Source organism: Mesorhizobium sp. M1163, assembly GCF_040318415.1.
GTDB lineage: Bacteria > Pseudomonadota > Alphaproteobacteria > Rhizobiales > Rhizobiaceae > Mesorhizobium.
The window spans coordinates 1-25,718 of the sequence record NZ_JAMYMF010000048.1 but is presented as its reverse complement, the minus strand read 5'-3'; the positions used below and the strand labels follow the sequence as shown (position 1 = coordinate 25,718).

The window sequence follows — 25,718 nt, the reverse complement described above, 5'->3', positions numbered from 1 at the left end:
TTCACCAGTCGACCACGGTGCCGTCCGGCATGACGGCGTTGCGGGCATGCAGCACTTCCTGCTTGAAGGGGTGGCGCGCGATAACGTCCTCCTTGACGGTGACGCCAAGGCCCGGCAGTTCGGGCAGATCCCAGCGGCCTGGCTTGCGCCGAATTGGCCAGGTAACGACATCGTCGTACCAGGCGACGGCACCGGACATCTCCTCCTGAATGACAACGTTTGGGGTCGATATGCCGAAATGAAGAGCAGCCACACCGGCGATCGGACCGAGCGGGTTGTGCGGCGCAAGGCCGATGCCTGCGGTTTCCGCCATGGCCGCGATCTTCTTTGTCTCGAGCAGACCGCCAGTGTGGCAAATATCCGGCTGGGCAATGTTGAAGGCGCGGGCTGCGATCGAGTGCGTGAATTCGCGGCGCCCGATCAGCCGTTCGCCGGACGCGATCGGCACGGCCGATCGCGCCGTGATATGCGCCAGTCCGGCAACATCTTCGGGCGGCACGGGCTCTTCCGCGAACATGATGCGGGCCGGCTCGATTGCCTTGAGGTAATCCATCGCCGCGTTAACCGATGCAGGGCGTCCGTGGAAATCAACCATGATGTCGATATCCGGGCCTACCGCCTCGCGAAGTGAGCCAACCATGTTGGCAACAGAATCGACTGCCTTCGCAGGAGACACGTAGTGGGTGTAGGGAATGCAGACGACCTTGACCGCATCGTAGCCTGCTTGCGTCACGATGCGTCCGCGTTCCACGATGGCATCCGCGGATCCGGTCTCATAGACCGCCTTCATGTCCCCGAGGCCGAGATGCGTATAGGTGCGCAGATAGTCGCGGACCCGACCGCCCAAAAGGCGCCAGACGGGGACGCCCAACGACTTGCCCAATATGTCCCAGAGCGCGATCTCGATGCCGCTGACGGCGGACATTCCCTCGACGCCAAGACGCCAAAAGCCGTGCCGCGTAAGTATCTGGTAGCACTGCTCCACATTGCGCGGATCTTGCCCGATGAGCAGGGCCTCAAGGTCCTGAAGCGCCCCAACGACGGCTCGGGTCTTCCATTCCAGCGTTGCCTCACCCCAGCCAAACAGCCCGGGCTCGTCGGTTTCGACGCGAACGAAGACCCAGTTGCGCATTTCCGCATTGCAGACGCGCGCCTTGATGGCCGTGATTTTCATTGGTCCTCCCAGACCTGCCGTCTTTTTTCGAGGCAATATGTATGATTTATTACGGATAATATGAACGAGTCAAGCGCAACATCGATGTGGACCAGCGCCTCGCCTCGACGTTCAGCGCAAATGCGCAACCATCATGTCCTCGCCACCCATCCAGCGCAGGCATCAGCAGCTCACTCAGCTTGCCTGATCAGTATTCGCTGACGTCGATGACAGCCTGGGCAAAGGCTTGCGGGGCTTCTTGAGGCAAGTTGTGGCCGATACCGCCGATGATGATCCGGTGCGTGTATCTGCCCGAGAATTTCTTGGCGTAGGAACTGCTGTCGGGATGGGGTGCACCATTGGCATCACCCTCAAGGGTAATGGTCGGCACTGTGATCACGGGAGCTTCGGCCAGCCGGTTTTCCAGAACGTCATATTCCGGCTCGCCATGTGCCAGGCCGAGCCTCCAGCGGTAATTGTGAATGACGATGCTGACGTGATCCGGGTTGTCCAGGGCTGCGGCGCTGCGCTGGAAGGTGTCATCGTCGAAATTCCACTGCGGCGAAGCGAGTTTCCAGATGAGTTTGGCGAAATCGCGCGTGTATTTCTCGTAGCCGGCGCGGCCGCGATCCGTGGCGAAGTAATACTGATACCACCATTGAAGCTCCACCTCCGGTGGCAGCGGCACCACGCCGACCTGCCGATTTCCGATTAGATAGCCGCTCACCGAGACGATCGCCTTGCAACGCTCCGGCCAGAGCGCGGCAACGACATTGGCCGTTCGGGCGCCCCAGTCGCAGCCGGCGATCGTGGCCTTTTCGATCCCCAGCGCATCCATCAGCGCGATCGCATCCGCGGCGAGCGCCGACTGCTGGCCATTGCGCATCGTCTCGTCCGACAAAAATCGCGTAGTGCCGTAGCCGCGCAGGTAGGGCACAATCACGCGGTACCCCTTTGCGGCAAGCAGGCGAGCGACGTCGGTGTAAGTGTGAATGTCATAAGGCCAGCCATGAAGCAGGATCACTGGGGCACCTTCGGCGGGCCCTAGCTCCGCATATCCGACGCTCAGCTTTCCGGCATTGACCTGGCTGAGCGAGCCGAATGATTTCTGCCTGGGTTGCATCGCGGATGCCTTCGCCTCGACCGTCCAAGTGGCTGCCGGTGCGTTCAAGCCGAGTTCGGTGGCGGCGAACGTCATTGCCGTTGCACCAACAATGCGTCGGCGGCGATGATCGACCGTCTCGGGAGCTTTATTCGCATTCATGATGAAGCCTCTATGATGACCAACAAGCGGGAGCGACCAGAACCCGCCGCCGTATCGGCCGACAGGAAATATTGCGCCTATTCCGACGGTGACTGCGACGAATCCAGGATTGTAACCGCTCGGCCAGGAGGCAGTGCGGCGAATTCTGACCGGATGCCGGTAAGGTCCAGCGTTTCCTCGATTTCCCTCCTGAGAAATTCGAGACGTAGGCCGTCCCCGCGCTTGGAAGCGGCTGGATGTAGCATCCGCAGAAACGGCAGCATGAGAATGACTCCTGATCTTTGTAGGGGTGAGAGGATATATTGCGTCTGATCTTATGCTCGGAGCCACCCTCGGCTTTTAGACGAGGCCCTCACGATCCATTGCGATGCGCACGGCCGGTCGCGCAGCCATTCGGGCGCGAAGCGCTTGCAAAGGCGCGGGAACAGGGACGTGGAAGCGGGCCGCCCAAAGCAGCATCACGAAAAGATAAAAATCCGCCACGCTGGGTTTGTCGCCGAACAGATAGTCGGTCTCGAGCCCGTCAGCGACGAACTCGAGTTGGCTCGTAATCGCCGCGCTCGCCTTGGCCTTTTCGGCATCGCTGCTTTGGTGCCACATCGGCTTGAAGCTTCGGTGTATTTCAGTTGAGACGTAGGCCAGCGCTTCGAGAACGCGGGTACGGCCCAACGGCCCCGCCACTCCCAGTGCCGGGTATTGTGACGCAATCCAGTCGAGGACTGCGATATTTTCCGTCAGCGCTTCGCCGCTATCCAGCACGAGGGCTGGAACATAGCCCTTGCGCGTGACGGTGGTGAAATCATCCCCGGAGCTCGTTCGTTTGGTTTTGAGGTTCACGCTTTCGCGCTCGAAGGAAACACCGGCCTCTTCCAATGCGATGTGATCCGCCAGGCTACAGGCGAGAGGGCTGTAGTAGAGTTTCACCGTTTTCCCTTTCTGACCCCGATTGAGTTCCGCAATTGGTCGTCGCCGGGCGAAAACCTGCCCAGCGCCACGCGAGACAACTGCTCCAAAAACTCGCACTTGGCGGGGACGACGACTACGACACCGACAGCTAGGCATGCCTGTGCCGAGGTATGATCGGGCTGAAGTTCGGGATCGCCGTGCGCAATGCCGGACGGTATCTCAGCTCAGTGGCCAACGGTTACCTGGAGGCATTCAGAACCTTCCATGACGGCGTCATCGCCAGCCCGGCCAGTCCTTCGCTCAGGAAATCATAAACGAAAGTATTGGACGCACGCGCCGTTGGCACGATGGCTCACACCCGGCCACGGCCGGCATATTCCGCGCGGCATGAGCAGACTGGAAGGCGAAAGCTGTGGCCTGCTTTTGCTCGATTGCCACCAACGCGATGACGCAGCTTCCAACATAGGAGTCGCCATCATGGCCGACCTTTCCGAAACCTCCACAGCCGAGCACACATTGCACGTCGAAGCGCCCGACGCGATCGAGGTCGACGTCTCCTCGCTGAGGCCAGGAACGTCGCTGATCGTCGACTGGCACGGCAATCCGGTGGTCGTGCGCAACCGCACTGAGCAAGAGATGAAGGACGGCCAGTCAGTCAGTCTCGCCGAGCTCAAGGATCCAATCGCCCGCAACGCCAACCTGCCGGTCGACGCGCCGGCAACCGACGCTAACCGAACTATGCCGGGCAAGGAAGCCTGGGTGGTGATGGTCCAGGTCTGCACCCATCTCGGCTGCATCCCGCATGGTCAGGAAGGCGACTTCGATGGCTGGTTCTGTCCGTGCCACGGTTCACAATACGACACCGCCGGCCGCATCCGCAAAGGTCCGGCACCCGAGAACATGGCGGTACCGGTGTTCCAGTTCGTTTCCGACACCAAGATCCGCATTGGTTGAGGCAGGGGGCATTTCGATGAGCGGCGACAAACACTCGACCTATACGCCCAAAACCAGAATCGCACGTTGGTTCGATGCCCGCCTGCCGCTGCCGCGGCTGGTGCACGACAGCTTCATCGTCTATCCGGTGCCGCGCAACCTGAACTATGCCTATACGTTCGGCGGCATTCTCACGATCATGCTGGTTTCACAGATCCTGACCGGCATCGTGCTGGCCATGCATTACGCTCCTGATACGGGACTGGCCTTCAATTCAGTCGAGGAGATCATGCGCGACGTGAATTCGGGCTGGTTGCTGCGCTATCTCCATTCCAACGGCGCGTCGTTCTTCTTCATTGCCGTCTACATCCACATCTGCCGCGGGCTCTACTATGGTTCCTACAAGGCGCCGCGTGAGCTGCTGTGGGTGCTCGGTTGCACCAATCTCCTGCTGATGATGGCGACGGCCTTCATGGGCTACGTGCTGCCTTGGGGACAGATGTCGTTCTGGGGCGCTACTGTCATCACCAACTTCTTCACGGCCGTCCCACTGATCGGCGACTGGCTCCAGCAGCTTTTGCTCGGCGGGTTCGCGGTCGACAATCCGACGCTGAACCGCTTCTTTGCGCTGCATTACCTGCTGCCATTTGTGCTTGCGGGCGTGGTGACCTTGCATATCTGGGCGCTTCACGTCGTCGGCCAGAACAATCCGACCGGCATCGAGGTCAAATCGAAAACCGATGTCGTGGACTTCACGCCCTATGCCACCGTCAAAGATGCCTTCGGCATCCTCGTGTTCCTGTTCTTCTTCGCCTATTTCGTCTTCTACCTGCCGAACTATCTCGGCCATCCCGACAACAACACGATCGCCAATCCGCTGAAGACGCCGGCCCACATCGTGCCGGAATGGTATTTCTTGCCGTTTTACGCGATCCTGCGGGCCATCACCTTCAATATCGGGCCGATCGATTCCAAGCTCGGCGGCGTGCTCGCGATGTTCGGCTCGATCGCGGTGCTGTTCCTGGTGCCGTGGCTCGACACCTCGAAGGTGCGCTCGGCGGTCTACCGCCCCTGGTACAGGGTGCTCTTCTGGCTGTTCGTTGCCAATGCCCTCTTTCTCGGCTGGCTCGGCTCCCGACCGGCGGAAGGCGCCTACGTCGTCATGTCCCAACTGGCGACGCTTTACTATTTTGCGTTCTTCGTCATCGCCATGCCGGTGCTCGGGCTGATCGAAAAGCCGCGACGGCTGCCGAATTCGATCACCGAAGCAGTTCTCGAAAAAGACAAGGCCAGCGGCCGAGGCCCGATCGCCGGGCCGGAGGCCAAACATTGAACTGTGAATGGCGGTGATCGTTCATGAACTGGTGGAACTCTCCTCTGGTCTACATCGTGTTGCTCGGCCTCGCCGGGATCGTCGTTTGGACCCTCATCCCCAGACGCTTCGCCAATGCGAAGCTGGTCGTCCAACTCAGCTTTTTCCTCGCGATGTCGGCCATGGTTCTCGACCTGCGCGTCGTGCCATACGAGGCCGCAGGGGACAACGAGACAACCGGAGGAGCGATCCTCATGGGCTCGGTCAAGCTGCTCTGGTGGGTTCACCTTGCCTGGGCGCTAATCGGATTTGTCCGTATCTATCTCGTTTTTGAGCGAAAGCCGCGCGAGGCACGTCTCCTGCAGGACGTCGTGGTCGGTATCGTCTATGCTGGAATGTTCCTGTCGATCCTGGCGTTCGTCTTTGCGGTGCCGGTCGGAACGCTCATTGCCACGTCCGGCGTGTTTGCCGTCATCCTGGGACTGGCGCTCCAGAATACGCTCGGTGACGTATTTTCGGGGATCGCGCTTAACCTCGGCCGCCCTTACGTACTTGGAAACTGGATCATTCTGAGCGACGGAACCGAAGGCCGCGTTGTCGAGACCAACTGGCGGTCGACCCAACTCCTGACCCCGACCCACAATGTCGTCGCGCTTCCGAACAGCCTTCTCGCCAAGATCGGGGTAACAAATCTAAGCGGTCCGGACGAGAGCCATGGACTTGCCGTAACCGTCAAGATGGCGCCAACGAAGACGCCGGCGATCATCGTAGACCTCATGCGCACCGTCTTGCTGAGCTGCAATTCAATCCTCCAGGACCCTTCGCCTTTGGTCACAATCAGAAGCCTGGATGCGGCAGCTATCGAGATCGAGTTGTTTTTTCGCGTCGCAAATCTTGACCAGCGAAGTGCCGCTCGGAACGAAATCTTCGATCTCATTTATCGCCATTCAAAGTCGACCGGCATGCTGCTGGCGGAGCCACTTTCGGCTTCGAATGCCATGACCAACCGGCTGAGCGACGAGAAGGCAGCCTCCCAAAGCTTCACCCCGATCGAACTCATCAGGTCCATACCGGTATTCTCGGCGCTAACGGATACCGAGCAGGAGTCGCTCGCCGCAGCGGCCTCGGTTCGCACCTACCATAAGGGCGAGATCATCGCACGACGGGGAGAGATGCTGCCGTCGCTCATGATCGTACGGACGGGAGTTATCGTCCGGCAAATTGGCGAGGACGATGCTCACCTGCAGGAGATCGGCCGGCTTGCACCCGGCGATTTCTTCGGCGAGACCGGCTTGCTCGCCGGCATTGGCGAGATGTCGAGTTTGCGGGCAATGACCCCCGTCGAGGTTTACGAGATAGACCAGGAAAGCTTTGCGCCGCTGCTGCACGAAAGGCCCGAAATGGCTGAAGATCTTGCGGCGATCCTGTCGAAGAGGGTGTCGGCTCTTAATGAAAGCGGCATCGCCGGACAGAACCACGCGAGCTCCAAATTCGCGCTCCTCAAAGCCATTCAGACAGTCTTTCGCGCCGCTCCGTTCAAGCGCGTTCGAGCACCTGGCTGACAAGGCATGCAGAAGGACAGAGATCCATGACCATCCGCCAAAGCGATATCACAGGCATCGATACAATCATCCAGCCGGCTATCCGTGATTTTGCCGACGGACTGAAGATAAGGCGCGTATTGCCCTCCTCGAATCGCCTGATGATCGGGCCCTTCATCCTGTTCGACCATTTCGGCCCCGCTATATTCGACGCAGGTCACGGTTTCGATATGGGACCGCATCCGCATATCGGCGTTGCGGCCGTGACCTACCTGATCGACGGCGAGATCGTCCACCGCGACAATTTCGGTAAAGTGCAGACCATCCGTCCTGGCGAGGTCAACTGGATGACGGCCGGGTCGGGCATCGTCCATTCCGAGCGCACGCCACCGGAAGTCCGGGCGTCGGGAAGCAATCTCTTCGGCGCTCAGGCTTGGATCGCCCTCCCCTCCCGCTATGAAGAAATTGCCGCCGACGTCGCACATTTTGGCGCTCCCGAAATACCCAGGATCTGTGCCGACGGCGTCGAGCTTACGTTGATCGCCGGCGCGTCTGACGGGTTGGTCTCGCCGGTAAGGACGTTCTCCGACATGGTCTATGCCGAAATTGTGCTCACGAGCGGTGCGCGATACCAGGTGAAACCCGAACACCGTGAGCGTGCAATCTACATCGTCGCCGGTGAGGTTGGAATTGTCGGCCAGTTCGGGACGTTTCATGAGGCCGAATTGATAGCTCTGGCGCCCGGCGCTGAGATTGTGCTCCAGGCGCCTGCCTTCCATGCGGCGAGGCTGATGCTGATAGGAGGCGAGCCCTTTTCCGAGCCACGTCATATCTATTGGAACTTCGTCTCCTCTTCAGCCGAACGGATCGAGCAGGCAAAGGCGGATTGGCGCGAACGCCGCTTCTCCGGCGTGCCGGGAGACCACGAGTTCATGCCTCTGCCAGATCGCAGCGTGTGAGGGATAAGGCAGCGGATGGTGACCTCAGCGCCGCGACAGCTTTACGCCGGTGGCGTAGGCAGACCACTACGATATCAAGTAGAGATCGTTCATCGTTTCCTCGTCGAGCAAACCGTCGAACCAGACGTCGAAGATTGTCTCGAGCAGGAACTCGTCGTTGCTTGCTTCGGAAAACAGCGTGAGGGACGCGTGCAACTTCTTCGCATCAACCTCACCGAAGACAGCGCGAGCGCTTAGGCCGGAGAGCCGCTGCAGTGTGCCAACACATTCCCGATAACGGCCTCCTAGGATCGGAAATGAGAGATAAGCGCTGGCTTCGTCGAGCGATGTGATTGAATATGGCTCAGGCGCAGTACCGCTTCGCCTGGTGGCCAACCTTGGGAAGATGAACTCCATATAGGGAGTGCACATCATTCCTTGACGGAGAATAGCCAGCGCGTCGTCGTAGACCGGATCCTGTGCGCTGACGAACCTCTGCAAATCATACTCGTCGTGCATTAGGATAGATCCCTGGGAAACCCTCAACATTCGTGCCCTGACTAGCCGTCGACGACATCTGCATAGTCCGGGTGCTTGGCGAAAAAGCGGCTCATGAAGGGACATTTCAAGATCGCTTTACGGCCGGTTTTGCGGAGCAGCTCGAAGGTGCCCTGCGCCAATCGCGACGCGATCCCTTGTCCGGAAAATTCCGACGGGACTTCGGTGTGTATCAGCGCGACCTTCCCGCCCTCGAGCCGATAGTAGGCCGCCGCAAACATATCGCCGGCGATCGGCAGCTCGAAACGGTCCTGTTCGACGTTTTCAACGACTTGTGCATCCATCTTTATCTCTCGATTGTATGTCACGTTTGTCACCGGAGGGAGATTGGCCGGCCGCTATCGCACCGCAGGCAACCGCAGAGTGACGGTCGTGCCTGCCCCAAGTGTGCTCTGAATATCGATGCTTCCGCCTGACTGCTCGGCAAAGCGCTTCACCATCGGCAAACCGACGCCGCCGAGGCCTTCGCTTTTGGTGGTGAAGAACGGATCGAAGGCGCAGACCATCGTCTCGCTGGTCATCCCGATACCGCTGTCCGCGACACGGATATCTACCTGACCGGCGGTAGAGCTTTCAGAGGCCAAGCCGGCATCGATCGAGATGAAGCCGCCGTCAGGCATTGCATCGCGCGCGTTGAACAGAAGATTCAGAACCGCATTTTGCAATCCAAGGCGATCGCATCTCACCAAAGGCAGGTCCGATCCAACCCGAAGCTCAAGACCGAAATTGGCATCCAAGGCGCTCCGCACGAGGGTTTCGATCTCAGCCAGGCAAGCACCTACGTTTGTGTATTCGATTTCCGCGGGGCTCTCTCGGGCCAGGCTGATGGTTTGCCGGACAAGGCCACCAGCCCGTTCCAAAGCCGTTTTGGCGCCGGCAACTACAGGCCCAAGCGCCGGAGCCGCTTGGATGCTCGGATCGCGGGCCAGGTGGTTCAACGCCGACGAGGCGACCTGAATGAGATTGCCCAGGTCATGGACGATGCCGGCCGTCGACATTTGCACGGACATACCACTTCCAGGACCATCGGATGGGCTGTCGAAGACATCTTCTTTTATGTCCGGACGAAACATTTCATTACCCCGTTGGCTCAGCCGACACCTATTTGCTTCAATACACTATAATTTATGGTATTTATTATCCATTATGTCTAAGAAGACTCCGATACATACTTCTGTATATCCAAACGCGAGACCATGATCTATTGATAGCCGATCCCGCTGATGTAGTTGGCAAGCAGCCGTTCCTGCAGTTCCTCTTGTTTGAAGAGCGCCTTCATCGCATCACGGATATCGAGGACGCCTAGCGGTTTCGAGTCAGCCCCGAGCACCGGCACATTCTGCAGGCCTTGCGCGGCCATGGTCTGCCAGACTGAATGAAGATCATCATCGGGACCACAAGACACGATGGACCGGCTCATCAATGCCGCAATCGGCGCTTCTGTTGGCCCTGAATTCGCTAGATGGCGGACAAGGTCGGACTTGCTCAGCACGCCTGCCGCCTCCCCACTGCCGTGGCACACCACGACCAGGCCTATTGCGGGCCTGGAAAGTGAGAGTGCTGCACTGCGGAGTGGAGCGTCGACGTCGATCACCATGAGACGGGCCGATATTACTGGATGCAGACTGTCAATGCGCATGACGCCCTCCTGAGAGCGCCTCGCGGCCGCGGCCGGGAGGCTGGGATCGGTTCCAGGGTTTGGTCGCCGAGGTCGGCGCCTTTGCCTGGCCGGTCAGAATGGCGCGAAAACAAGCGCCATTCTGACCCATTCCAAAGATTAGCTTAGCGCTGCTTTGCTCAGGCCAAACTTCGCATCCCCCGAGCCCGGGACCGGTTTGAAGCCGATGTTCAGACGGTTCCAAGAATTGACCGCCATGACGACGAAGGTCAGATCGGAGATTTCCTTCTCGGAAAGCTGCGACCTGACCCGATCGTAGACCTCGTCCGGGACACCCTGCTCGGGCAGCTTGGTCAAGACTTCCGTCCATGCCAAGGCTGCACGCTCGCGAGGAACGAACAGGGTCGAATCCCGCCAGGCTGCCAGGTGGTAAAGGCGCAGTTCGCGCTCGCCATGAATCTTCGCCTGTTTGACGTGCATATCAAGGCAGAAGGTGCACCCGTTCAGTTGCGCGGCTCGGACGGCAACAAGGTCGCGGATCGGTTCTTCGATCGACCCCTCTCGCGTCGCACCAAGAAATTCAATAAATTTCTTCAGAAGTTCCGGCGACTGCTCCGCATAACTCGCGCGTTGGGCGACGGCTTTTCCTTTCGGAGCGACCGGTGACGCTGCAATATTCATTACTTATCTCCTTGAGGTGTTTGCAATCCATTGCAGCGTAAGGATGACCGGTGAGCCAAACTGTTGCTATCGTGCCGATGATATGTATTGCCATTCGATCGGTTTGGGGCGCCTAAACCGAAGTATAGGAAGCGGTGGAAATTGGCACCCTGAACGCTGCCCTCGGCAATTCGCTTTGCCGCAGGCATGCGACAGGTGCGCGGCGTTTGGGTCACTTGAAGGGCGAGGCTGAACCGACCGGTGTCGATAGAACCTGGATCGAAACTGCGCTCACTCTTCGAAGGGAGCGTTCATCACAAGATCAACTGCCGAAGTCGCCTTGTAGCCGGAAACAAAGCGCTCGCCGAAGTCCCGGGCAAAGTTGTCGTAGGTGGTTTCCGGCCTGACCTCGGCGATATGGCAAAAGCATCGGGCCATCCGTCGCTTCATTTGGAGGCGTGGAAACTCACCGATGATCTTTGCAATCTCGGCTGACGAAACGAGGCTGTATTGCAAGCCGACGACATCGAGGCAGATGCCGGCTGTGCAAAGCGCCACCTCAGCCTCCTTGTAGAGGCCGATCGACGGCGTCGAGTTGAGGGCGATGCTGTCCCAGATCAATTGGGCGCGCCGCTCGTCGAAGCCGCCTTCCCGAACGAAGGTGCGGGCGAGATCGGCGCCTTCCACTTCGAAACGGCGCGGCCCGGCGAAGTCCTCATTGAGCGTGACGTCATGCAACAGAGTTGCAACGGCAACAACCTCCGCGTCGTGCTGGATATTCTGAATCTGTCCGATCCGGGCCGCGAAAAGCCAGGATCGGACCACGTGGTTGAACAAGTAAGGTTCACATCGCTCGCGAGCATGTTCGATCGCTCGGCCGACAAGCGGTGTATCGGGGACCGAAATCCCCGCAAGTGTGCGGCTGGCGATCGAATTCATGTCACTGACCGTCCCTTCGCATATGCCCCGATGGTCCGGAGGGCCACGATTTCATTTCGCGTTCGTCGTCAGTTCCGTCTCGCTGGTGTCGACGACGAAAATAGCAAGCAGACGAGCGCCTTCCGTCTTGCTGGCGTTTTCGCTGACGGCATGACGGTCGCCCGGGAATTCCGAGAAACTCTCGCCGGCGCTATAAGTCTTCACCGGCCCATCGTTGACCTGGCTTCGGATCGCTCCCTCCAGGACCGTGGCATAGATGAACGCGGATTTGGGATGGGTATGGGCCGGCGACGTACCCCCCGGCGCGTACTCGACGAGCACGGCTTTCATGCTCTTGCCGGGCACGTTTGGAAGGGCCTGGTCGTAGACAAGCTTCACACTGGCGGCGTCATTGGCCATTGCTGCGGTGACGGAAGCGGCGGTGAGCGCGGCGCAGAGAAGTGTTTTGATCATGTCTGGTCTCCTTGTTGTGCGAATGGTGGACTATCCGATGATTACTTATTTCGGTGGTGTGTATCGGCTGAGCCAATCATCGAAACGCACGGCGCCGATGCGCGCGTTCTCGCCGGGCACCAGCGTTCGATCGTCGATTGCCACCTGGCCGTAGTAGAGCGCGCCGGGATCCGGGACGACTTTGCGAGGGTCGTTGGTGGCCTTCAGGAAGCGCTCGACAAGTTCGCTCATGCGAACGCGCTCCGGGCCGGCAATTTCGATCATGCCGTTCAACGGCGCGGCAAGCGCGACGTCCGCCATCGCATCGGCAACATTATCAGCCGCCATGGGTTGGAAGTAGGCCGGTGACATATGAATGGTATCTCCGACAGCGCCCGTGTTTGCGATGGCGGCGGTGAATTCGAAGAACTGCGTGGCGTGAACGATCGTGTAGGGAATTCCGGACTCCCTGATCAGCTTTTCCTGAAGCAACTTGCCGCGGAAATAGCCCATGCCCTGCAGCCGGTCGGTACCGACGACCGACAGCGCCACGTGATGACGGACACCGGCAGCCGTTTCGGCGGCAAAAAGATTACGCCCGGATGCCTCGAAGAACTCCAGGGCAGCCTTTTCCTCGAACGACGGCGAGTTCGCGAGGTCGACGACGACCTGCGCACCGGAAAGCGCGGCGGCCAGACCCTCTCCCGTAACGGTGTTGACGCCCGAATTCGGCGACGCCGCAAGCACGTCGTGTCCTTTGTTTCGCAGTCTCTCCACGGTCTTTGAACCGATCAGCCCGGTTCCGCCTATGACGACGATCTTCATGTCTAGTCTCCTGGTGTTGCGTGTCTATTTTCGTTGCTCGATCGGATGCTGGGCGTTTCCGGCCTGCTACTGACTGACCGATGCAGCAGCATCCTCGATGAGTGACGTGACCTCGTCGGGATGCGAGACCATGAGCGCGTGGGACGCGCCCTCGATGACGACGGTCTTTACCGCGTGCGCACGCTTGGCCATGAAACTCATGACGGCTGCCGGGATGTTCCGGTCATCTGAGCCGTAGATCATGTAGGACGGCAGCGTCTTCCATGAGGCGACGCCCGAGGCTTCAGCCAGAGCTGCCTGCGCAACAGGGCGTTGAGTGGCAGCCATCAGCAAGGTCTGCTCTTCCGGAACGTCGGCGGCGAACTGGGCGCGGAACTTGGCCGGCTGGATGAAGAGGTCTTGTCCGCCGTCCGGCAACGCGACTGGAGCAAGCGCGCTACCCAAGGTGCTGCCGGGAAACATGCTGGACAATGTAAGGCTCGATTCGCCGGTATCCGGCGCGAATCCCGCCACGTAGACCAAGGCCTTCACATTGGGATTGCCATTGGCGGCCTCGGTGATGACAGGCCCGCCGTAGGAATGCCCCACCAGCACGACCGGCCCGGAAACCGACCGGACGATGGCTGAGACTGCTTTCGCATCGCTGGCAACGCTGCGGAGCGGATTGGCTGCGGCTATCGCTACATAACCGTCTTTGCTGAGTTTCGTGATGACTGCGTCCCAACTCGACGATTCCGCGAAGGCGCCGTGCACCAGTACGATCGTCGGCTTGGGCTGAGAATTCGCGGCCTGCGCCATCCCGCCGCCCGACGCGGCAAGCGCCGCAGTGAGCGCCAGGACTCGAGTTATGTTTCGCATTTGCTTTCTCCCGTGTGGCCTGTGGTGACCAATGCTCAGGAGAATGCGCCGATGCGGCCCGCCAACCTATTGTGCGGAAGGGTCTGTCATACAATGCCAAGGTGCAGGGTAGGTCACCAGGGAGATCAGGTGCCTTGCAGCATGATTGAGGTATCTATGCCGAGTGTGCACTGTCGGCAGCCGTCTGAGCAGACACTGAGGGCGCGCGCGGCCGGAGAGTGTTTGCAAGACGCCGCTGCCGCCGTGGCGAGAACCTGGCGCGGTCGATCCGTTGAGCGCTGGTGAGCCGGCCGGATCGAACACGGCGGCAAAGCCTCCTCTCGTCAACGACATAGTTCCTGGCCTTCGGCCCGCATCGCCCAATGCCTTGGTATGGGTCAAACCGCCGGACCGTCTGATCGTGTCGCTGGGTCACGACATTTATATTTGTATGGGTGAATACCATCCAAGCTATTAATGGAGTTACTGAAATGAAAATGACAGTCCTTGCTGCCGTCGCGCTTGTTATTACAGCAGGAAGCGCCATTGCCGGAAGCGACCACTATGGATCAAACGGAGCCCAGCAGCCTGCGACTGCGTCTGACAACATGTATACATCCTCGATCAGAAAAATGAACAGCGATACCGGGGTGCCGAAAACCGTACGCAAGCCGACTGTTCCCAACGATGAATATGGCCAGGGCATCTGGGGTCACTGATCCCGACCTACAGAAAATTGAAGGACCGGGGCGAGACCTCGGTCCTTCAGCCCTATCGGCGAGCCGACTTCTCTCTTGCGCGTCGATCCCTGCAATGCGACTTGCCGCTTACAATTTGCACCACGTCGGCGAAACGTCTCGCCTCCGACCTATTTGGAGGGATTCGTGCGGCAGCTTCCCGGAAAATCGTCGTGAGGAAGACCGATTGCTCAGGCATTATTCGGCCGTCTATTGGCGCGACGACTTCGCAGTCGTGGCTCAGAGCACTGCCATCCCGCCGTCGACCCGCAGATTGATGCCCGTGACGAAACTGCTCGCGTCCGAGGCAAGGAACAGGGCGGCTTTTGCCAGCTCTTCCGGCTGCCCCATCCGGCCCAAGGGTATTGCCTCAGCCATCGCCTTTTCAAACAGCCCGCGCTGCTCAAACGGTATGCCTAGCTTATCGAGAATAGCCGTATCCACCGGACCTGGGCTAAGCACGTTGACCCGGATACCGCGAGACTTCAGTTCGATCGCCCAAGCGCGCGCAAAGGCATTTATGGCCGCCTTGGAGCCCGCGTAAACAGCATGACCGTCCAGAACCTTCTCGCTGGCCAGCGAGCCTGTGAGGATGATTGCGCCGCCGTTCCGCATGATCGGAATCAGCTTCTGGACGCCGAAGAAGACGCCTCGCGTGTTGACGGCAAATTGCGCATCATATTCTGCCTCGGAGACGTCGGCCGAGTGGGTGATGGTGTTTACGCCGGCGTTCGCCATATAGATGTCGAGCGCCCCGAACCTCTGGAGGATCTGCTGCGCCACCTCATCATGGTGCGCCACGTCGGCCACATTTCCCTGAATGCCCAGCGCGCCTGCCCCGATCTGCGCGACCGCTTCCTCGACCGCCTGCCGCCGGCGGCCGGTAATGACGACTTGCGCGCCCTCGGCGGCAAAGATTTTTGCAGCCGATAGTCCGATCCCGCTGTTTCCGCCGGTGACCACCGCGATCTTGCCTGAGAGTGCGCCCATGTCGTTCCTGCCTTCGAAAAATTGTGCCGGTGCTGCTGCGATAGTCGCAACCGCTGGCCAAGAAAATTTCACGCCGAATTGAGACCGCCAAAATGAGCGGCAATCGCAAACGGCTACCGATTGATAAACTCGCGGCGCTTAGCCAGTTTGACGTCTTGGAGAGCGCAGTGGCCTTCAAGGCAGAACAAGCGCGCGGCGGCGACCCCCGACAGCGCGACGTAGTGTCGAACACCGGCGATCGCCTCCGCGCTGCACAGGCGCGGTTGCCCGAATGGCAGCCGTGTCGCAGCACATGTTTCGCGCCTTTGCCAGCGCTCCAGCTCGATGGCGCAGTGGTTCGGTTCCACAATCCGGGACATGAGCCGGCAGAACCAGCATTCAGGCCACCGCTCGGCTATGCGAGCGCACAAGGTTTGACCTGGCGCGCCACCCGAAATGCGGTTCAGGGCGCGCGAAATATTGCCAAAGGTGGTCATCGGCGGCTCCAAGGAATTGCGGAAAACATGCGGTCGTGACTGAGGCTTGCTATCCTTTGATGAAGGCGAGCAGGTCAGCATTGACCTGATCCTGGTGCGTGGCCGTAATCCCGTGGGGTGCGCCGGGGTAATAGATATCCTTTGCGCCTTTGATCAGTCGGGCCGACTTGACTGCCGAGTCCTTGACGGGGACGATCTGGTCGTCCTTGCCATGCAGGACCAAGGTTGGCACATCGAACTTCTTGAGATCCTCGGTGAAGTCGGTCTCGGAGAACGCCTTGACGCTTTCGTACGCGTTCACGAGACCCGCCTGCATGCTCCAGAGCCAGAACTGATCCAGAATCCCCTGGGAAACCTTGGCGCCTGGCCTGTTCGCGCCGTAAAACAACGGTGCGAGGTCCCGGTAGTACTGCGAACGATCCTTGACGAGGCCAGCCCTTATGCCGTCGAATACCTCGATCGGCAGGCCTTCCGGATTGGCCGGCGTCTTCACCATGATCGGCGGAACAGCGGCGATAAGAACAGCCTTGGCCACCCGCTTCGTCCCGTGCCGTCCGATATAGCGAGCAACCTCGCCTCCTCCGGTGGAATGTCCGACCAGCGTGGCGTCCCGGAGATCCAGCGCCTCGATCACGGCTGCAAGATCGTCCGCATAGCCATTCATGTCGTTGCCGGACGTGGCCTGGCTCGATCGCCCATGGCCGCGCCGGTCATGCGCAACCACGCGGAAGCCGTTATGGGCAAGAAAGAGCATCTGGCTGTCCCAGGCGTCGGAATTCAGCGGCCATCCGTGCGAAAATGTGACGACAGGACCCTTACCCCAGTCCTTGTAGTAGATTTCGGTGCCGTCCTTGGTCGTGATGGTGCTCATCGTCTTGGTTCCTTTGGTTGAGGGGGAAGAGGGAAGGTTTTGTTTTCGGCTCGCGGCCGAAGCAGCGCGGGGCAGTCCGGCGGCAACGGTGGCGATCAGGCCGGCCAACAAGACATCGCGGCGAGATCCGCCGACGGAGAAAAGTCCGTCGTTGTTCATCATGTCCATCCATGTGCTTTGAACATCCTGCTCACCATCACGACCGTCGAATCGGCCCGTGCGGTCGCGGTCGGGGAGGAACGAGCGAGGAGCGGTAGAAACGCGACGGTCGTGATGGCTTGCGAGGAACAGGATGCACCGATCCGGGCCGCGAACCTATTCTACGGAAGCATCTGTCATACGATGCCAAGGTGCAGGGCAGGCACGCCGAGGATTGGGGACGGGCCGAGGCAAGCTCTTATAGACATACGTCAATTTAGGCTTGGGTAGCGGCGCGGGACCGACGCGGCATGGCCGGCGTCAGTTGCTGTGCATGAAATGTTGCGAGTTTGTCGGTCAGACCGGCGCCGCAAAAGAGCGCCGCTCAGAGGTAGCGATGTTGGCGCGGGCCTGGCCGCAAAACACCCAATAGGACCACCGATGTACATCAGGACCACCCGCAGCAGCAGGAGCGTGCCGACGGGCAGGAAGGCCTTCGCGCGCTGAAGAAGCAAATTTCCCACAGCCTGAAATGGCCGGGCGCGCTGGGCAATCCTATTGGATGGGGCATGGATCGGCTTGTGCCAATTCTAGACCTCGCGCATCGGCGCGGGCAGCGTTTCCCACGCCCGGATCAGTTCACCGATGGAAGCGGCTTCCATCTTGCGCATGACATTGCCGCGGTGAAGCTTGACGGTCACTTCACTGATGCCGAGGTCGAAGGCGACCTGCTTGTTGAGGCGCCCGCGCGCCACTTCACGCAGGACCTCGCGCTCGCGCGGCGTCAGCGTCTCGACGCGCTCGATGTTGCGCTTGACGATCACGGCATCCGCCCGCCGTTTGGCGTCCACCGCAATGCCCGCGATCACGGCGTCAAGCAGCGTCTGATCCCGCACCGGTTTCGTCAGAAAGTCCACGGCGCCGGCCTTCATCGCCTGGACAGTCATCGGGATGTCGCCATGCCCGGTCAGGAAGATGATTGGTTTGGGGTTGCCGTTTTTCGCAAGATGGTGCTGCAGATCGAGACCGCTCGTCCCTGGCATGCGCACGTCGAGGATCAAACAGCCGGGGCTCTCCAACACGTCGGCGTCAAGCAATTCACGGGTCGAGGTAAAGCACACCGGCAGAAAACCCGCCGACAGGATCAATTCAGACAGCGCCTCCCGAACAGAGGCATCATCATCGACAATAATGACCAGCGGCTGCTCGGCTTCAGCCCTCCGCTGCTGTGATGACGGCGTCGATCTCCGTAAGGGCAATTGGTCAACTCTCATGTTTAGCCTCCGTTTCTGGGTTGCGTAAGGCGTCGCCGATCGCCGCAAGCAGTGCCTGGCCATCGAACGGCTTGCGGAAAAGCCTGCCAATGCCCTTGGCGCGGTGCTGATCCACTATCTCGTGGCGGCCGGTGATCAGGAACACGGGCAGATCCGGACGCGCCTTCTTGACCAAGTCGCGAAGTTCAAAGCCGTCCATGCCGGGCATCCCGATGTCGGTGATAAGCATGTCCAATCCAGACAGGCCGCTGACCAGCAACGACCTCGCCGACGAGAAGCTGCGGGCCACATAGCCGGCGGACTCCAAGAGGTCCTCCAGCGACTCGAGCAGTCTTGGGTCATCGTCGACGATCGCCACGACAGGCCTCCGCTTGCTCACCCTCAGCTCCCCCCTGCCCGGCGCGAGTGCGTGATCGGTATTCCCAATCGCTCGGCGATGCGCACGAGGTCGGCGAGCGACGCCGCGACCATCTTCTGCATGACGTTCCTTCTATGAATTTCCAGCGTAACTTCGCTGATCCCCAGCTCAGCGGCCGCCTGCTTGTTGAGCAGGCCGCTGACCACCAGCGGCAGCACCTCACGTTCGCGCGGCGTCAGTTCGAGATAACGTTGCTTCAACACGCCCAGCTCGGCGCGCTCCGATCGCTGTGCCCGATCCTGGGCAATCGCTGCATGGATTGCGGCCATGAGGTCTGCATCGCTGAAGGGCTTAGTCAGGAAATCCACGGCGCCGTGCTTGATCGCACGCACGGAGGACGGGATATCGCCATGTCCTGTCAGGAAAACGATCGGCGGATGATCGCCCTCGGCAATCTGCCGCTGCAGATCGAGGCCGTTGATATCCGGCAACTCGATATCGAGGATGAGGCAGGCAGGGACGTCCGGCTTGTCAGCGCGGATATAATCGCCCGCCGATCCGAACGCTACGGCACGCATGCCGTGCGCAGCCAGCAGCTCACTGAGCGCCTCCCGGATGCGTTCATCGTCATCTACGATGAAGACAATTTGGCCGTCCGTCGTCATGACGCCGCTTTCGCTTCAATCGGCAACGTGAAGATAAACGTCGCTCCACGTGGTTCGTTCTTCTCGACCCATAAACGCCCGCTGTGCGACTCGATGATCGAACGGCAGATCGCCAGTCCCATGCCCATCCCTTGCTCTTTCGTGGTAAAGAACGGTTCGAATATCCGGTCGGGAAACTCGACGCCCCGGCCGTGATCGCTGACTTCGGTCTGGACAACATCCCCGATATGGCGCACGCGGATTTTGATAACTCCGTCGTCCGCACCAGAGTCCATCGCCTCCATGCCGTTGCGGATGAGATTGACCAGAACCTGCTGGATTTGGACGCGATCGAACGCGACTAGCGGAATGTCGCTTCCGATATCAACGCTGATGCGAACGCCCCGCCGCATCGCTTCCTCGGTCACGAGGTCGCGTGCCTCTGCGATGACACTGCTGAGCGTCGCATTGGTTCTCGTCTCGGTGGATTGCTTGAACAGCGCGCGAATGCGGCCGACGACGTCCGCCGCCGAGTTGGCGTCCCGGATAATGCGCTCGGCCGTAATCTTCGCGCGTTCGACGTTCGGCGGTGCTGCGGACAGCCAACGGTGGCATGCATGGGAGTTGGCGACGATCGCAGCCAGCGGCTGATTCACCTCGTGGGCGATCGAAGCCGAAAGCTCGGCGAGACTTGCAGCCTGAGCCGCTTGCGCGAGTTTGTCGGACGCTTGTCGCAGCGCTTCCTGGGCGCGCACCTCTTCGTCGATGTCGAGGGAAACCCCGTACCATTGCACAACCGCCCCGTCCTCATCACGCCGCGGCTCCACCCTGCACTCCGCCCAGCGATAGCCATCTGTTTCGCGCCAGCGAAACCGCATCGCGGAACCGCCGCCTGTTTCGAAACAATTCAGCAACGTGCTCAGCACCTCGGGAGCATCTTCGGGATGAACCAGTTCTTGCAGCAATTCCTCGATGCGCGGCTCTCCGAGTGCTTCGAAATCAGCGATCACGGAGCGGAAATGGTCCTGGTACCGCTTGTTGAAGTAGACCGGCCCGCCGGTCGGCACCGCGCTCCAGATGCGGACCGGCACAGCGTCGATCATCTGCTGAAGCTGCAATTCGCTCCGCCGCAGGGCCTCTTCAGCTTGCATTTGATCGTCTATGTCGTGACAGAGGCCGTACCACTGGACGATGCGGCCAGTGTGATCGCGCATCGGCTCCGCCCGGCTCGACATCCAATGATAGACGCCATCGGCGCGGCGCAAGCGATACCTCATGGAGAAGCGCTCGCCGGTGGCGAGGCAGTGACTGAGCGTATCGCCGAATGCTGCTGCGTCGTCCGGATGGACGCCGGCCTTTATCATCGCCGCCAGCCGGCTGATGCCCGGTTTGTCCAAATCCGTTACGTCCAGGCCGAGAAAGTCGACCATGCGCTTGTTGAAAAAGGTCGGATCGCCATCGGGCCTCAGGCGCCAAACGTGGCTCGGAACCATGTCGACAAGCTGCGAGAGCTCCCGCTCCCGGTCGCCCAATGCCTCAAGGCTTTCACGCAAAGTGAGCACCGCCGCCTGATGCTGCCGGGATATGGCGGCCACGACGAGCGCCGAAAATGCCGAGATGGCCAGAAAAAGCTGCAGCATGATCTGGTTGTGCTTCTGGGACTCGGGATCGCCGGCAAATTGGCTGGCGCCGGATATCGTGAATACCGCCGTGATCAGAGCGAGAACGGTCAATGCTACGGCGGCGCCTCTGAACTCAAAGCGCACTGCGGCCCAAAGAAGAGGCGGCATGATGATGTAGGCGAAGGGCAGATAGCCGCTCAAGGAAAGGGCGGCGATACCAAGAAAGATCAGCCCCAGGACGCAAGCTTCCATCCACCGCGCTGCTGAGAGCTGCGCCTTGCCGCGCCAGTTCTGGAACACGACCAGCGCCAGTGGCGCTACGATCAGGACTCCCGTCGCGTCTCCGATCCACCACAGCGGCCAAGCCGTCGCAAAGGTTTGCGATTGTATGCCAAACCACGCAAGCGCCGCACTTCCCACCGTCGCGCTTGCGACTGGCGCAATTCCAGCGGCTAGTACGACGAATGCGAGAACGTCGCGCAAGGTTTCCAGCCGAACTGGGCGCTTGCAGGTCTGGTTCACGAGCCATGCGCCGGCCACCGCTTCAAGAGCGTTGCCGGCAAAGATCAGGAAGGCCGCGGGCAGCGGAGTGTGGAACCACAAGAAGTTGCTGAACAGTTCGGCCAGACAGGCCCCCAGCACCCACCACGGCCAGCTATACCTGGAGGCGAAGACAAGCGTAGCGATGAACAGTCCGCTCGGAGGCCAAATGGAAATCCCTGTTCCAGGTATGATTGCGAGCGACTGGGCGAAGCCGCAGCCCAGGACATAGACCGTAATAAAAAGCCCCAGATGCAAGAATTGGGGACGGTGCGACCAGACGCGCGATAACCTGCCTCTTTCAAGATCGCTGATCATGTTGCCGCGAATCAGGCCTGGTTCACTCGTCGCCAAAGATCGGCCACTTCCTTGCAATCCCGGTCCGGATCGGTCGAAGTCATGCTTTAACGCGCCCGTTGCGTTGGAATCGGTCTCGCCAAGTGAGTTGGGCGCTGTCGTCATCGGGTGCCCCTGACGGACAAACAAACTCTGGAGATTGTCGGCGCTTCGTATAGCACTTGCTCTTGGTAGCTGGATCTGGGCTGACGGACTCACACCGTCACCCTAATCCCGCCACGCCCCAACCGCACCTCATGGAAATCCATGCATTGCGCGGGGGCAGCGACGCCCTTCACCGAAAGGAGAATAAACCAAGCGTTTGCTGAGCGCCGCCGGATACGTTCAGCATCGTCCAAGATGAGGACGATTGTCGTCGTCCGGCATCATTGCACAGCTTTCGCTTCAACCGGGAGAGTGAAGATGAATGTCGCTCCATGCGGCACACTGTTCTCCGCCCATAGGCGTCCGCCGTGAGACTCGACGATCGAACGGGAGATCGCCAGCCCCATGCCCATCCCATTCCCTTTCGTCGTAAAGAACGGCTCGAATATCTTGTTAGGACGTTCGATACCCGGGCCGCGGTCGCTGACCTCGGTCTGGATCGTGTCCTCTATCCGGCGCACACGCAGCCCGAGAACCCTGTCCGTGGTGGAGTCCATCGCCTCCATGCCGTTGCGAATGAGGTTGACCAGGACCTGCTGGATCTGGACGCGATCGAAGGCGACGAGCGGAAGATTGCTTTCGACATCGATGTCCATGCGAACGCGACGCCGTATGGCTTCCTCGGCCATGAGGTCACGCGCTTCGGCAATAACGCTGGGGATCGGCGTGCTGGTTCTCATTTCAAGCGAAGGTCTGAACAAGGCACGGATGCGGCTGACGACATCCGCCGCCGAGTTGGCATCGCGGATGATGCGCTCGGCCGTGATTTTCGCGCGCTCGACGTTCGGGGGCACGGCGGACAGCCAACGGTGGCATGCGTTGGAGTTGGCGACGATGGCGGCCAACGGCTGGTTCACCTCATGAGCGATGGATGCGGAGAGTTCGGCAAGGCTCGCCGCCTGGCTCGCACGCGCAAGTCTCTCTTGTGCCAGTCGAAGCTCCTCTTGTGTTCGCACCTCATTTTCGATGTCGAGGCAGATAACGTTCCACTGCACGATGGCACCTTCAGCGTTGCGCATCGGCGCGGCGCGCGTCTCGACCCAGCGATATTCACCATCGAAGCGCCGCAGACGGTGCCGTCGCGCATACGGCTCGCCGGTGGACAAACAATGGGCATATCTCTCTTTGACACCTGTCAGGTCGTCGGGATGAACACCGGCGTCGAGTGTGCCAGCCAGCCGGGACTTTCCCGCTTCGTCCAATTCCTCAAGATTGTATCCGAGGAATTCGCGGAGCTGCTGGCTGCGATATATCGGTTCGCCATCCGGAGCGGCGCAATCGATCATTGCCGGCAGCGTTTCAACGAGCTGCCAGAGCGCACGTTCTCTCTCGCGCAGCGCCTCTTCGACGCGCAGCTGGTCGTCGATGTCGTGCGTAAGGCCGTACCATTGGACGATGCGTCCACCTTGGTCCCGCAGCGGCTCCGCGCGGCCCTCCATCCAGCGATAAACGCCGTCGGCACGCCGCAGGCGATACTTCATGAAGAAGCGCTCGCCGGTGGCGAAGCAGCTGTTGAGTGCTTCCCTCAGGCTGGCGGCATCGTCGGGATGGACGACGTTGGCAATGAAGGCCGCCAGCCGGCTCGTGTCCGGCTTTTCCGCGTCCGCTATGTCCAGGCCGAGAAAATCTATCAGGCGCCTGTTGAAAAAGGTCGGCTCGCCGTTCGAAGACAGCCGCCAGAGGTAGCTCGGAACCATGTTGACGAGCTGCGAGAGCTCTCGTTCGCGGTCGTGCAATGCGGCCTGCGTGGTCACCAGATCATGGATGTCGACGCTCACGCCGTACCACTGGAGGATGCTGCCATCTTCGTCGCGCAGCGGCTCGGCGCGAGTCTCGGTCCAGCGATAGCCGCCGTCGGCCCTCCGTTGGCGATATCTCTGAACGTAAGGCACGCCCGTTGCGAATGAATGGCGGATCGCCTGCCGTGCGGTGTCGATATCGTCTGGATGGATCACGCTCAGGGACGGCGAGCCGTCCGGGGCGGTGATGTCACCGAGCGTGGCCCCGGTTACGTCGGTGAACCGCTTGTTGACGTAGGATGGCCTTCCCTCCCGTGTCGTACTCCAGATCAAAGCGGGCACGGTGTCGATAAGCTGCTGAAGGCGCCGCTCACTTTTGCGCAACGCCGCCTGCGCGCGCACCTCATCGTCGATGTCGAGAGAAACCCCGTACCATTGCACGACCGTTCCGTTGTCATCGCGCCGCGGCTCCACCCTGCACTCAGCCCAGCGATAGGTGCCGTCTTTTTCGCGCCAGCGAAACCGCATCGCGGAGCCGCCGCCAGTTTCGAAACAATTCGATAACGTGCGCTGCACCTCGGGAGCATCTTCGGAATGAATAACCTCGTGCAGCAGCGTTTCGATGCCCGGCTCGCCGAGAGCATCAAAGTTCGCGATAACGGAGCGGAAATGGTCCTGGTATCGCTTGTTGAAGTAGACCGGCCCGCCGGTCGGCATCACGCTCCAGATGCGGACCGGCACGGCGTCGATCATGTGCTGCAATTGTCGCTCGCTTCGCCGCAACGCCTCTTCGGCGTGCATCTGATCGTCTATGTCGTGACAGAGGCCGTACCACTGGACGATGCGGCCGGCGTCATCGCGCATCGGCTCCGCCCGGCTCGACATCCAGCGATAGACGCCATCGGCACGGCGCAGGCGATAGCGCATGGCGAAGCTCGCACCGGTAGCGAAGCAACCACGGAGTGCATCGCCGAATGCTGCTGCATCGTCCGGATGGACGCCGGCCTGTATCATCGCCGCCAGCCGGCTCATGCCCGGTCTGTCCATATCCGTTACGTCCAGGCCGAGAAAATCGACCATGCGCTTATTGAAGAAAATCGGCTCGCCGTCCGGATCGAGCCGCCAGATGTGACTCGGTACCATGTCCACGAGCTGCGAGAGCTCCCGCTCGCGGTCGCGCAATGCTGACTCCGCCCGCTTCTGGTCCTCAATGTCTATTGTCGTGCCGTACCATTGAATGATGCGGCCCTGACTATCGCGAAAAGGTCGTCCTGAGCTTCGAAACCAGCGATAGACGCCATCGGCGCGCCGCAGACGATGCTCGGTGTCATAGTGATCGCCGGTTTCGAGGCAATGCCGCCATCTGGCGGCGACACGATCATAATCGTCGGGATGGACGGCTCGACGCCAGCCGAACTCATCGTCGTCTTCGGAGGTGTTGAGATCCTCATGCGTGTTGCCGAGGAACGCCACGGTGTTTGGGCTCACAAAGGTGAATCGTCCGGCGGCATCGGCTGCCCACGCGTGGCCGGGCATACTCTCGATGATTTGCAGCGCGAGCGTTGCTTCGGGGTCGATTTCGCCAAGTGAGTCGGACGCTGCTGTCATTGGCTTCTCCTGTCGGACAAAGAAAGCCTGGGGACGGTCAGCGCTTTATATAGCACTTGTTTTCAATATCTGGACAGGCGAACTCACCGCCTAAATCTAGTCCCGCGATGCCCCGGCTGCATCTCATGGAAATCCATGCATTGCGCGGAGATATCGCCGCTGCGGCGTCCCGGCCGCTACGGCGCGCCTAACGATCGCCTCGGGCAAGAAGCGACGCGGAAGTTGTGTGCGTCAAGTTCTGCAAAAATGGCGTGGCAGTAGCTGTGACGTCGGCGTGTCCGCCGCGCAGCCCCCGTGTTTAGCG

At 60.2% G+C, this 25,718-nt stretch carries 24 protein-coding genes and 2 pseudogenes; 5 read left to right on the top strand and 21 right to left on the bottom strand.

The window, feature by feature from the left end:
- Window position 1 precedes the first annotated feature (1 nt).
- The 3 genes from dgoD to NKH43_RS31525 all read right to left on the bottom strand — a co-directional run bounded on the left by dgoD (window position 2) and on the right by NKH43_RS31525 (window position 3,341).
- Window positions 2-1,174, bottom strand: coding sequence for a galactonate dehydratase (gene dgoD / locus NKH43_RS31535; protein ID WP_023717007.1), 1,173 nt, complete (start codon window positions 1,172-1,174; stop codon window positions 2-4).
- A 187-nt stretch (window positions 1,175-1,361) separates the two neighbouring features.
- Window positions 1,362-2,417, bottom strand: coding sequence for an alpha/beta fold hydrolase (locus tag NKH43_RS31530; RefSeq protein WP_352861458.1), 1,056 nt, complete (start codon window positions 2,415-2,417; stop codon window positions 1,362-1,364).
- A 339-nt stretch (window positions 2,418-2,756) separates the two neighbouring features.
- On the bottom strand, window positions 2,757-3,341 hold the full coding sequence (locus NKH43_RS31525; RefSeq protein ID WP_023717005.1) for a glutathione binding-like protein: 585 nt from the start codon (window positions 3,339-3,341) through the stop codon (window positions 2,757-2,759).
- A gap of 459 nt (window positions 3,342-3,800) precedes the next feature.
- Between NKH43_RS31525 and petA the strand changes: the two genes are divergently transcribed.
- The 4 genes from petA to NKH43_RS31505 are packed head-to-tail and all read left to right on the top strand — an operon-like array spanning window position 3,801 to window position 8,068.
- Window positions 3,801-4,277, top strand: a complete 477-nt coding sequence (gene petA, locus NKH43_RS31520; RefSeq protein ID WP_031193388.1) for a ubiquinol-cytochrome c reductase iron-sulfur subunit — start codon at window positions 3,801-3,803, stop codon at window positions 4,275-4,277.
- A gap of 16 nt (window positions 4,278-4,293) precedes the next feature.
- Window positions 4,294-5,589 (top strand): cytochrome b, encoded by a 1,296-nt coding sequence (locus NKH43_RS31515; RefSeq protein WP_352483846.1) that lies wholly within the window; start codon window positions 4,294-4,296, stop codon window positions 5,587-5,589.
- A 23-nt stretch (window positions 5,590-5,612) separates the two neighbouring features.
- Window positions 5,613-7,130, top strand: a complete 1,518-nt coding sequence (locus NKH43_RS31510) for a mechanosensitive ion channel family protein (protein ID WP_352861456.1) — start codon at window positions 5,613-5,615, stop codon at window positions 7,128-7,130.
- 26 nt (window positions 7,131-7,156) lie between these two features.
- Window positions 7,157-8,068: a pirin family protein gene (locus tag NKH43_RS31505; protein WP_023717000.1), complete on the top strand. Its 912-nt coding sequence runs from the start codon at window positions 7,157-7,159 to the stop codon at window positions 8,066-8,068.
- A 66-nt stretch (window positions 8,069-8,134) separates the two neighbouring features.
- Here the strand turns inward: NKH43_RS31505 and NKH43_RS31500 are convergent, their stop codons facing one another.
- From NKH43_RS31500 to NKH43_RS31460, 9 genes are all read right to left on the bottom strand, one after another.
- Window positions 8,135-8,566 (bottom strand): DUF1810 domain-containing protein, encoded by a 432-nt coding sequence (locus NKH43_RS31500; RefSeq protein ID WP_023716999.1) that lies wholly within the window; start codon window positions 8,564-8,566, stop codon window positions 8,135-8,137.
- Window positions 8,567-8,607: 41 nt separating this feature from the next.
- Window positions 8,608-8,889 (bottom strand): GNAT family N-acetyltransferase, encoded by a 282-nt coding sequence (locus tag NKH43_RS31495; RefSeq protein WP_352483845.1) that lies wholly within the window; start codon window positions 8,887-8,889, stop codon window positions 8,608-8,610.
- A gap of 54 nt (window positions 8,890-8,943) precedes the next feature.
- Window positions 8,944-9,678 (bottom strand): sensor histidine kinase, encoded by a 735-nt coding sequence (locus tag NKH43_RS31490; RefSeq protein ID WP_023716997.1) that lies wholly within the window; start codon window positions 9,676-9,678, stop codon window positions 8,944-8,946.
- 128 nt (window positions 9,679-9,806) lie between these two features.
- Window positions 9,807-10,244 (bottom strand): CBS domain-containing protein, encoded by a 438-nt coding sequence (locus tag NKH43_RS31485; RefSeq protein WP_352483844.1) that lies wholly within the window; start codon window positions 10,242-10,244, stop codon window positions 9,807-9,809.
- Between the two features lie 138 nt (window positions 10,245-10,382).
- The gene (locus NKH43_RS31480) at window positions 10,383-10,904 is read right to left on the bottom strand and encodes a carboxymuconolactone decarboxylase family protein (RefSeq protein WP_352483843.1); all 522 of its coding nucleotides are present in this window, start codon (window positions 10,902-10,904) and stop codon (window positions 10,383-10,385) included.
- A 270-nt stretch (window positions 10,905-11,174) separates the two neighbouring features.
- Window positions 11,175-11,822 (bottom strand): HD domain-containing protein, encoded by a 648-nt coding sequence (locus tag NKH43_RS31475; RefSeq protein ID WP_352589059.1) that lies wholly within the window; start codon window positions 11,820-11,822, stop codon window positions 11,175-11,177.
- Between the two features lie 51 nt (window positions 11,823-11,873).
- A complete protein-coding gene (locus NKH43_RS31470) occupies window positions 11,874-12,275 on the bottom strand; it encodes a cupin domain-containing protein (protein WP_352483841.1) in 402 nt (133 codons plus the stop codon).
- Between the two features lie 45 nt (window positions 12,276-12,320).
- Entirely contained in the window at window positions 12,321-13,079 is a 759-nt protein-coding gene (locus tag NKH43_RS31465; protein WP_352483840.1) for an SDR family oxidoreductase, read from the bottom strand.
- Between the two features lie 66 nt (window positions 13,080-13,145).
- Complete coding sequence (locus NKH43_RS31460) at window positions 13,146-13,937, bottom strand: alpha/beta fold hydrolase (RefSeq protein ID WP_023716991.1); 792 nt, start codon at window positions 13,935-13,937, stop codon at window positions 13,146-13,148.
- Window positions 13,938-14,407: 470 nt separating this feature from the next.
- Between NKH43_RS31460 and NKH43_RS31455 the strand changes: the two genes are divergently transcribed.
- Entirely contained in the window at window positions 14,408-14,635 is a 228-nt protein-coding gene (locus NKH43_RS31455; RefSeq protein ID WP_352483839.1) for a DUF680 domain-containing protein, read from the top strand.
- Between the two features lie 258 nt (window positions 14,636-14,893).
- Here the strand turns inward: NKH43_RS31455 and NKH43_RS31450 are convergent, their stop codons facing one another.
- The 9 genes and pseudogenes from NKH43_RS31450 to NKH43_RS31415 form a co-directional block, all read right to left on the bottom strand.
- Entirely contained in the window at window positions 14,894-15,643 is a 750-nt protein-coding gene (locus tag NKH43_RS31450) for a glucose 1-dehydrogenase (RefSeq protein WP_352589056.1), read from the bottom strand.
- Window positions 15,644-15,756: 113 nt separating this feature from the next.
- On the bottom strand, window positions 15,757-16,119 hold the full coding sequence (locus NKH43_RS31445) for a hypothetical protein (RefSeq protein WP_352483837.1): 363 nt from the start codon (window positions 16,117-16,119) through the stop codon (window positions 15,757-15,759).
- A gap of 49 nt (window positions 16,120-16,168) precedes the next feature.
- The gene (locus tag NKH43_RS31440; RefSeq protein WP_502896349.1) at window positions 16,169-17,149 is read right to left on the bottom strand and encodes an alpha/beta fold hydrolase; all 981 of its coding nucleotides are present in this window, start codon (window positions 17,147-17,149) and stop codon (window positions 16,169-16,171) included.
- A 569-nt stretch (window positions 17,150-17,718) separates the two neighbouring features.
- Window positions 17,719-18,402: a response regulator transcription factor gene (locus NKH43_RS31435; protein WP_352483882.1), complete on the bottom strand. Its 684-nt coding sequence runs from the start codon at window positions 18,400-18,402 to the stop codon at window positions 17,719-17,721.
- Entirely contained in the window at window positions 18,392-18,781 is a 390-nt protein-coding gene (locus NKH43_RS31430) for a response regulator (RefSeq protein WP_352483835.1), read from the bottom strand. Before NKH43_RS31430 ends, NKH43_RS31435 begins: the two co-directional genes overlap by 11 nt.
- 2 nt (window positions 18,782-18,783) lie before the next feature.
- Window positions 18,784-19,425, bottom strand: coding sequence for a response regulator transcription factor (locus NKH43_RS31425; RefSeq protein WP_023716982.1), 642 nt, complete (start codon window positions 19,423-19,425; stop codon window positions 18,784-18,786).
- A pseudogene (locus tag NKH43_RS35390) lies at window positions 19,422-20,081 on the bottom strand (sensor histidine kinase); the annotation flags it as partial. The pseudogene NKH43_RS35390 and the gene NKH43_RS31425, both read right to left, overlap by 4 nt.
- A gap of 30 nt (window positions 20,082-20,111) precedes the next feature.
- A pseudogene (locus tag NKH43_RS31420) lies at window positions 20,112-21,884 on the bottom strand (MASE1 domain-containing protein); the annotation flags it as partial.
- A 404-nt stretch (window positions 21,885-22,288) separates the two neighbouring features.
- Window positions 22,289-25,414 carry a PAS domain-containing protein gene (locus tag NKH43_RS31415; RefSeq protein WP_352589051.1) on the bottom strand — a complete coding sequence of 1,042 codons (3,126 nt, stop codon included), beginning with the start codon at window positions 25,412-25,414 and terminating at the stop codon, window positions 22,289-22,291.
- Between the last annotated feature and the right edge of the window lie 304 nt (window positions 25,415-25,718).

Bases quoted from the DNA above. Each gene is read 5' to 3' on its own strand.
- NKH43_RS31515 (WP_352483846.1), top strand. From the start codon at position 4,294: ATGAGCGGCGACAAACACTCGACCTATACGCCCAAAACCAGAATCGCA.
- NKH43_RS31505 (WP_023717000.1), top strand. From the start codon at position 7,157: ATGACCATCCGCCAAAGCGATATCACAGGCATCGATACAATCATCCAG.
- NKH43_RS31455 (WP_352483839.1), top strand. From the start codon at position 14,408: ATGAAAATGACAGTCCTTGCTGCCGTCGCGCTTGTTATTACAGCAGGA.
- NKH43_RS31480 (WP_352483843.1), bottom strand. From the start codon at position 10,904: ATGAATATTGCAGCGTCACCGGTCGCTCCGAAAGGAAAAGCCGTCGCC.
- NKH43_RS31495 (WP_352483845.1), bottom strand. From the start codon at position 8,889: ATGGATGCACAAGTCGTTGAAAACGTCGAACAGGACCGTTTCGAGCTG.
- NKH43_RS31460 (WP_023716991.1), bottom strand. From the start codon at position 13,937: ATGCGAAACATAACTCGAGTCCTGGCGCTCACTGCGGCGCTTGCCGCG.
- NKH43_RS31445 (WP_352483837.1), bottom strand. From the start codon at position 16,119: ATGACCACCTTTGGCAATATTTCGCGCGCCCTGAACCGCATTTCGGGT.
- NKH43_RS31500 (WP_023716999.1), bottom strand. From the start codon at position 8,566: ATGCACGACGAGTATGATTTGCAGAGGTTCGTCAGCGCACAGGATCCG.
- NKH43_RS31530 (WP_352861458.1), bottom strand. From the start codon at position 2,417: ATGAATGCGAATAAAGCTCCCGAGACGGTCGATCATCGCCGCCGACGC.
- NKH43_RS31450 (WP_352589056.1), bottom strand. From the start codon at position 15,643: ATGGGCGCACTCTCAGGCAAGATCGCGGTGGTCACCGGCGGAAACAGC.
- NKH43_RS31465 (WP_352483840.1), bottom strand. From the start codon at position 13,079: ATGAAGATCGTCGTCATAGGCGGAACCGGGCTGATCGGTTCAAAGACC.
- NKH43_RS31490 (WP_023716997.1), bottom strand. From the start codon at position 9,678: ATGTTTCGTCCGGACATAAAAGAAGATGTCTTCGACAGCCCATCCGAT.
- NKH43_RS31510 (WP_352861456.1), top strand. From the start codon at position 5,613: ATGAACTGGTGGAACTCTCCTCTGGTCTACATCGTGTTGCTCGGCCTC.
- petA (WP_031193388.1), top strand. From the start codon at position 3,801: ATGGCCGACCTTTCCGAAACCTCCACAGCCGAGCACACATTGCACGTC.
- NKH43_RS31425 (WP_023716982.1), bottom strand. From the start codon at position 19,425: ATGACGACGGACGGCCAAATTGTCTTCATCGTAGATGACGATGAACGC.
- NKH43_RS31485 (WP_352483844.1), bottom strand. From the start codon at position 10,244: ATGCGCATTGACAGTCTGCATCCAGTAATATCGGCCCGTCTCATGGTG.
- NKH43_RS31470 (WP_352483841.1), bottom strand. From the start codon at position 12,275: ATGATCAAAACACTTCTCTGCGCCGCGCTCACCGCCGCTTCCGTCACC.
- NKH43_RS31415 (WP_352589051.1), bottom strand. From the start codon at position 25,414: ATGACAGCAGCGTCCGACTCACTTGGCGAAATCGACCCCGAAGCAACG.
- NKH43_RS31440 (WP_502896349.1), bottom strand. From the start codon at position 17,149: ATGAACAACGACGGACTTTTCTCCGTCGGCGGATCTCGCCGCGATGTC.
- NKH43_RS31435 (WP_352483882.1), bottom strand. From the start codon at position 18,402: ATGAGAGTTGACCAATTGCCCTTACGGAGATCGACGCCGTCATCACAG.
- dgoD (WP_023717007.1), bottom strand. From the start codon at position 1,174: ATGAAAATCACGGCCATCAAGGCGCGCGTCTGCAATGCGGAAATGCGC.
- NKH43_RS31475 (WP_352589059.1), bottom strand. From the start codon at position 11,822: ATGAATTCGATCGCCAGCCGCACACTTGCGGGGATTTCGGTCCCCGAT.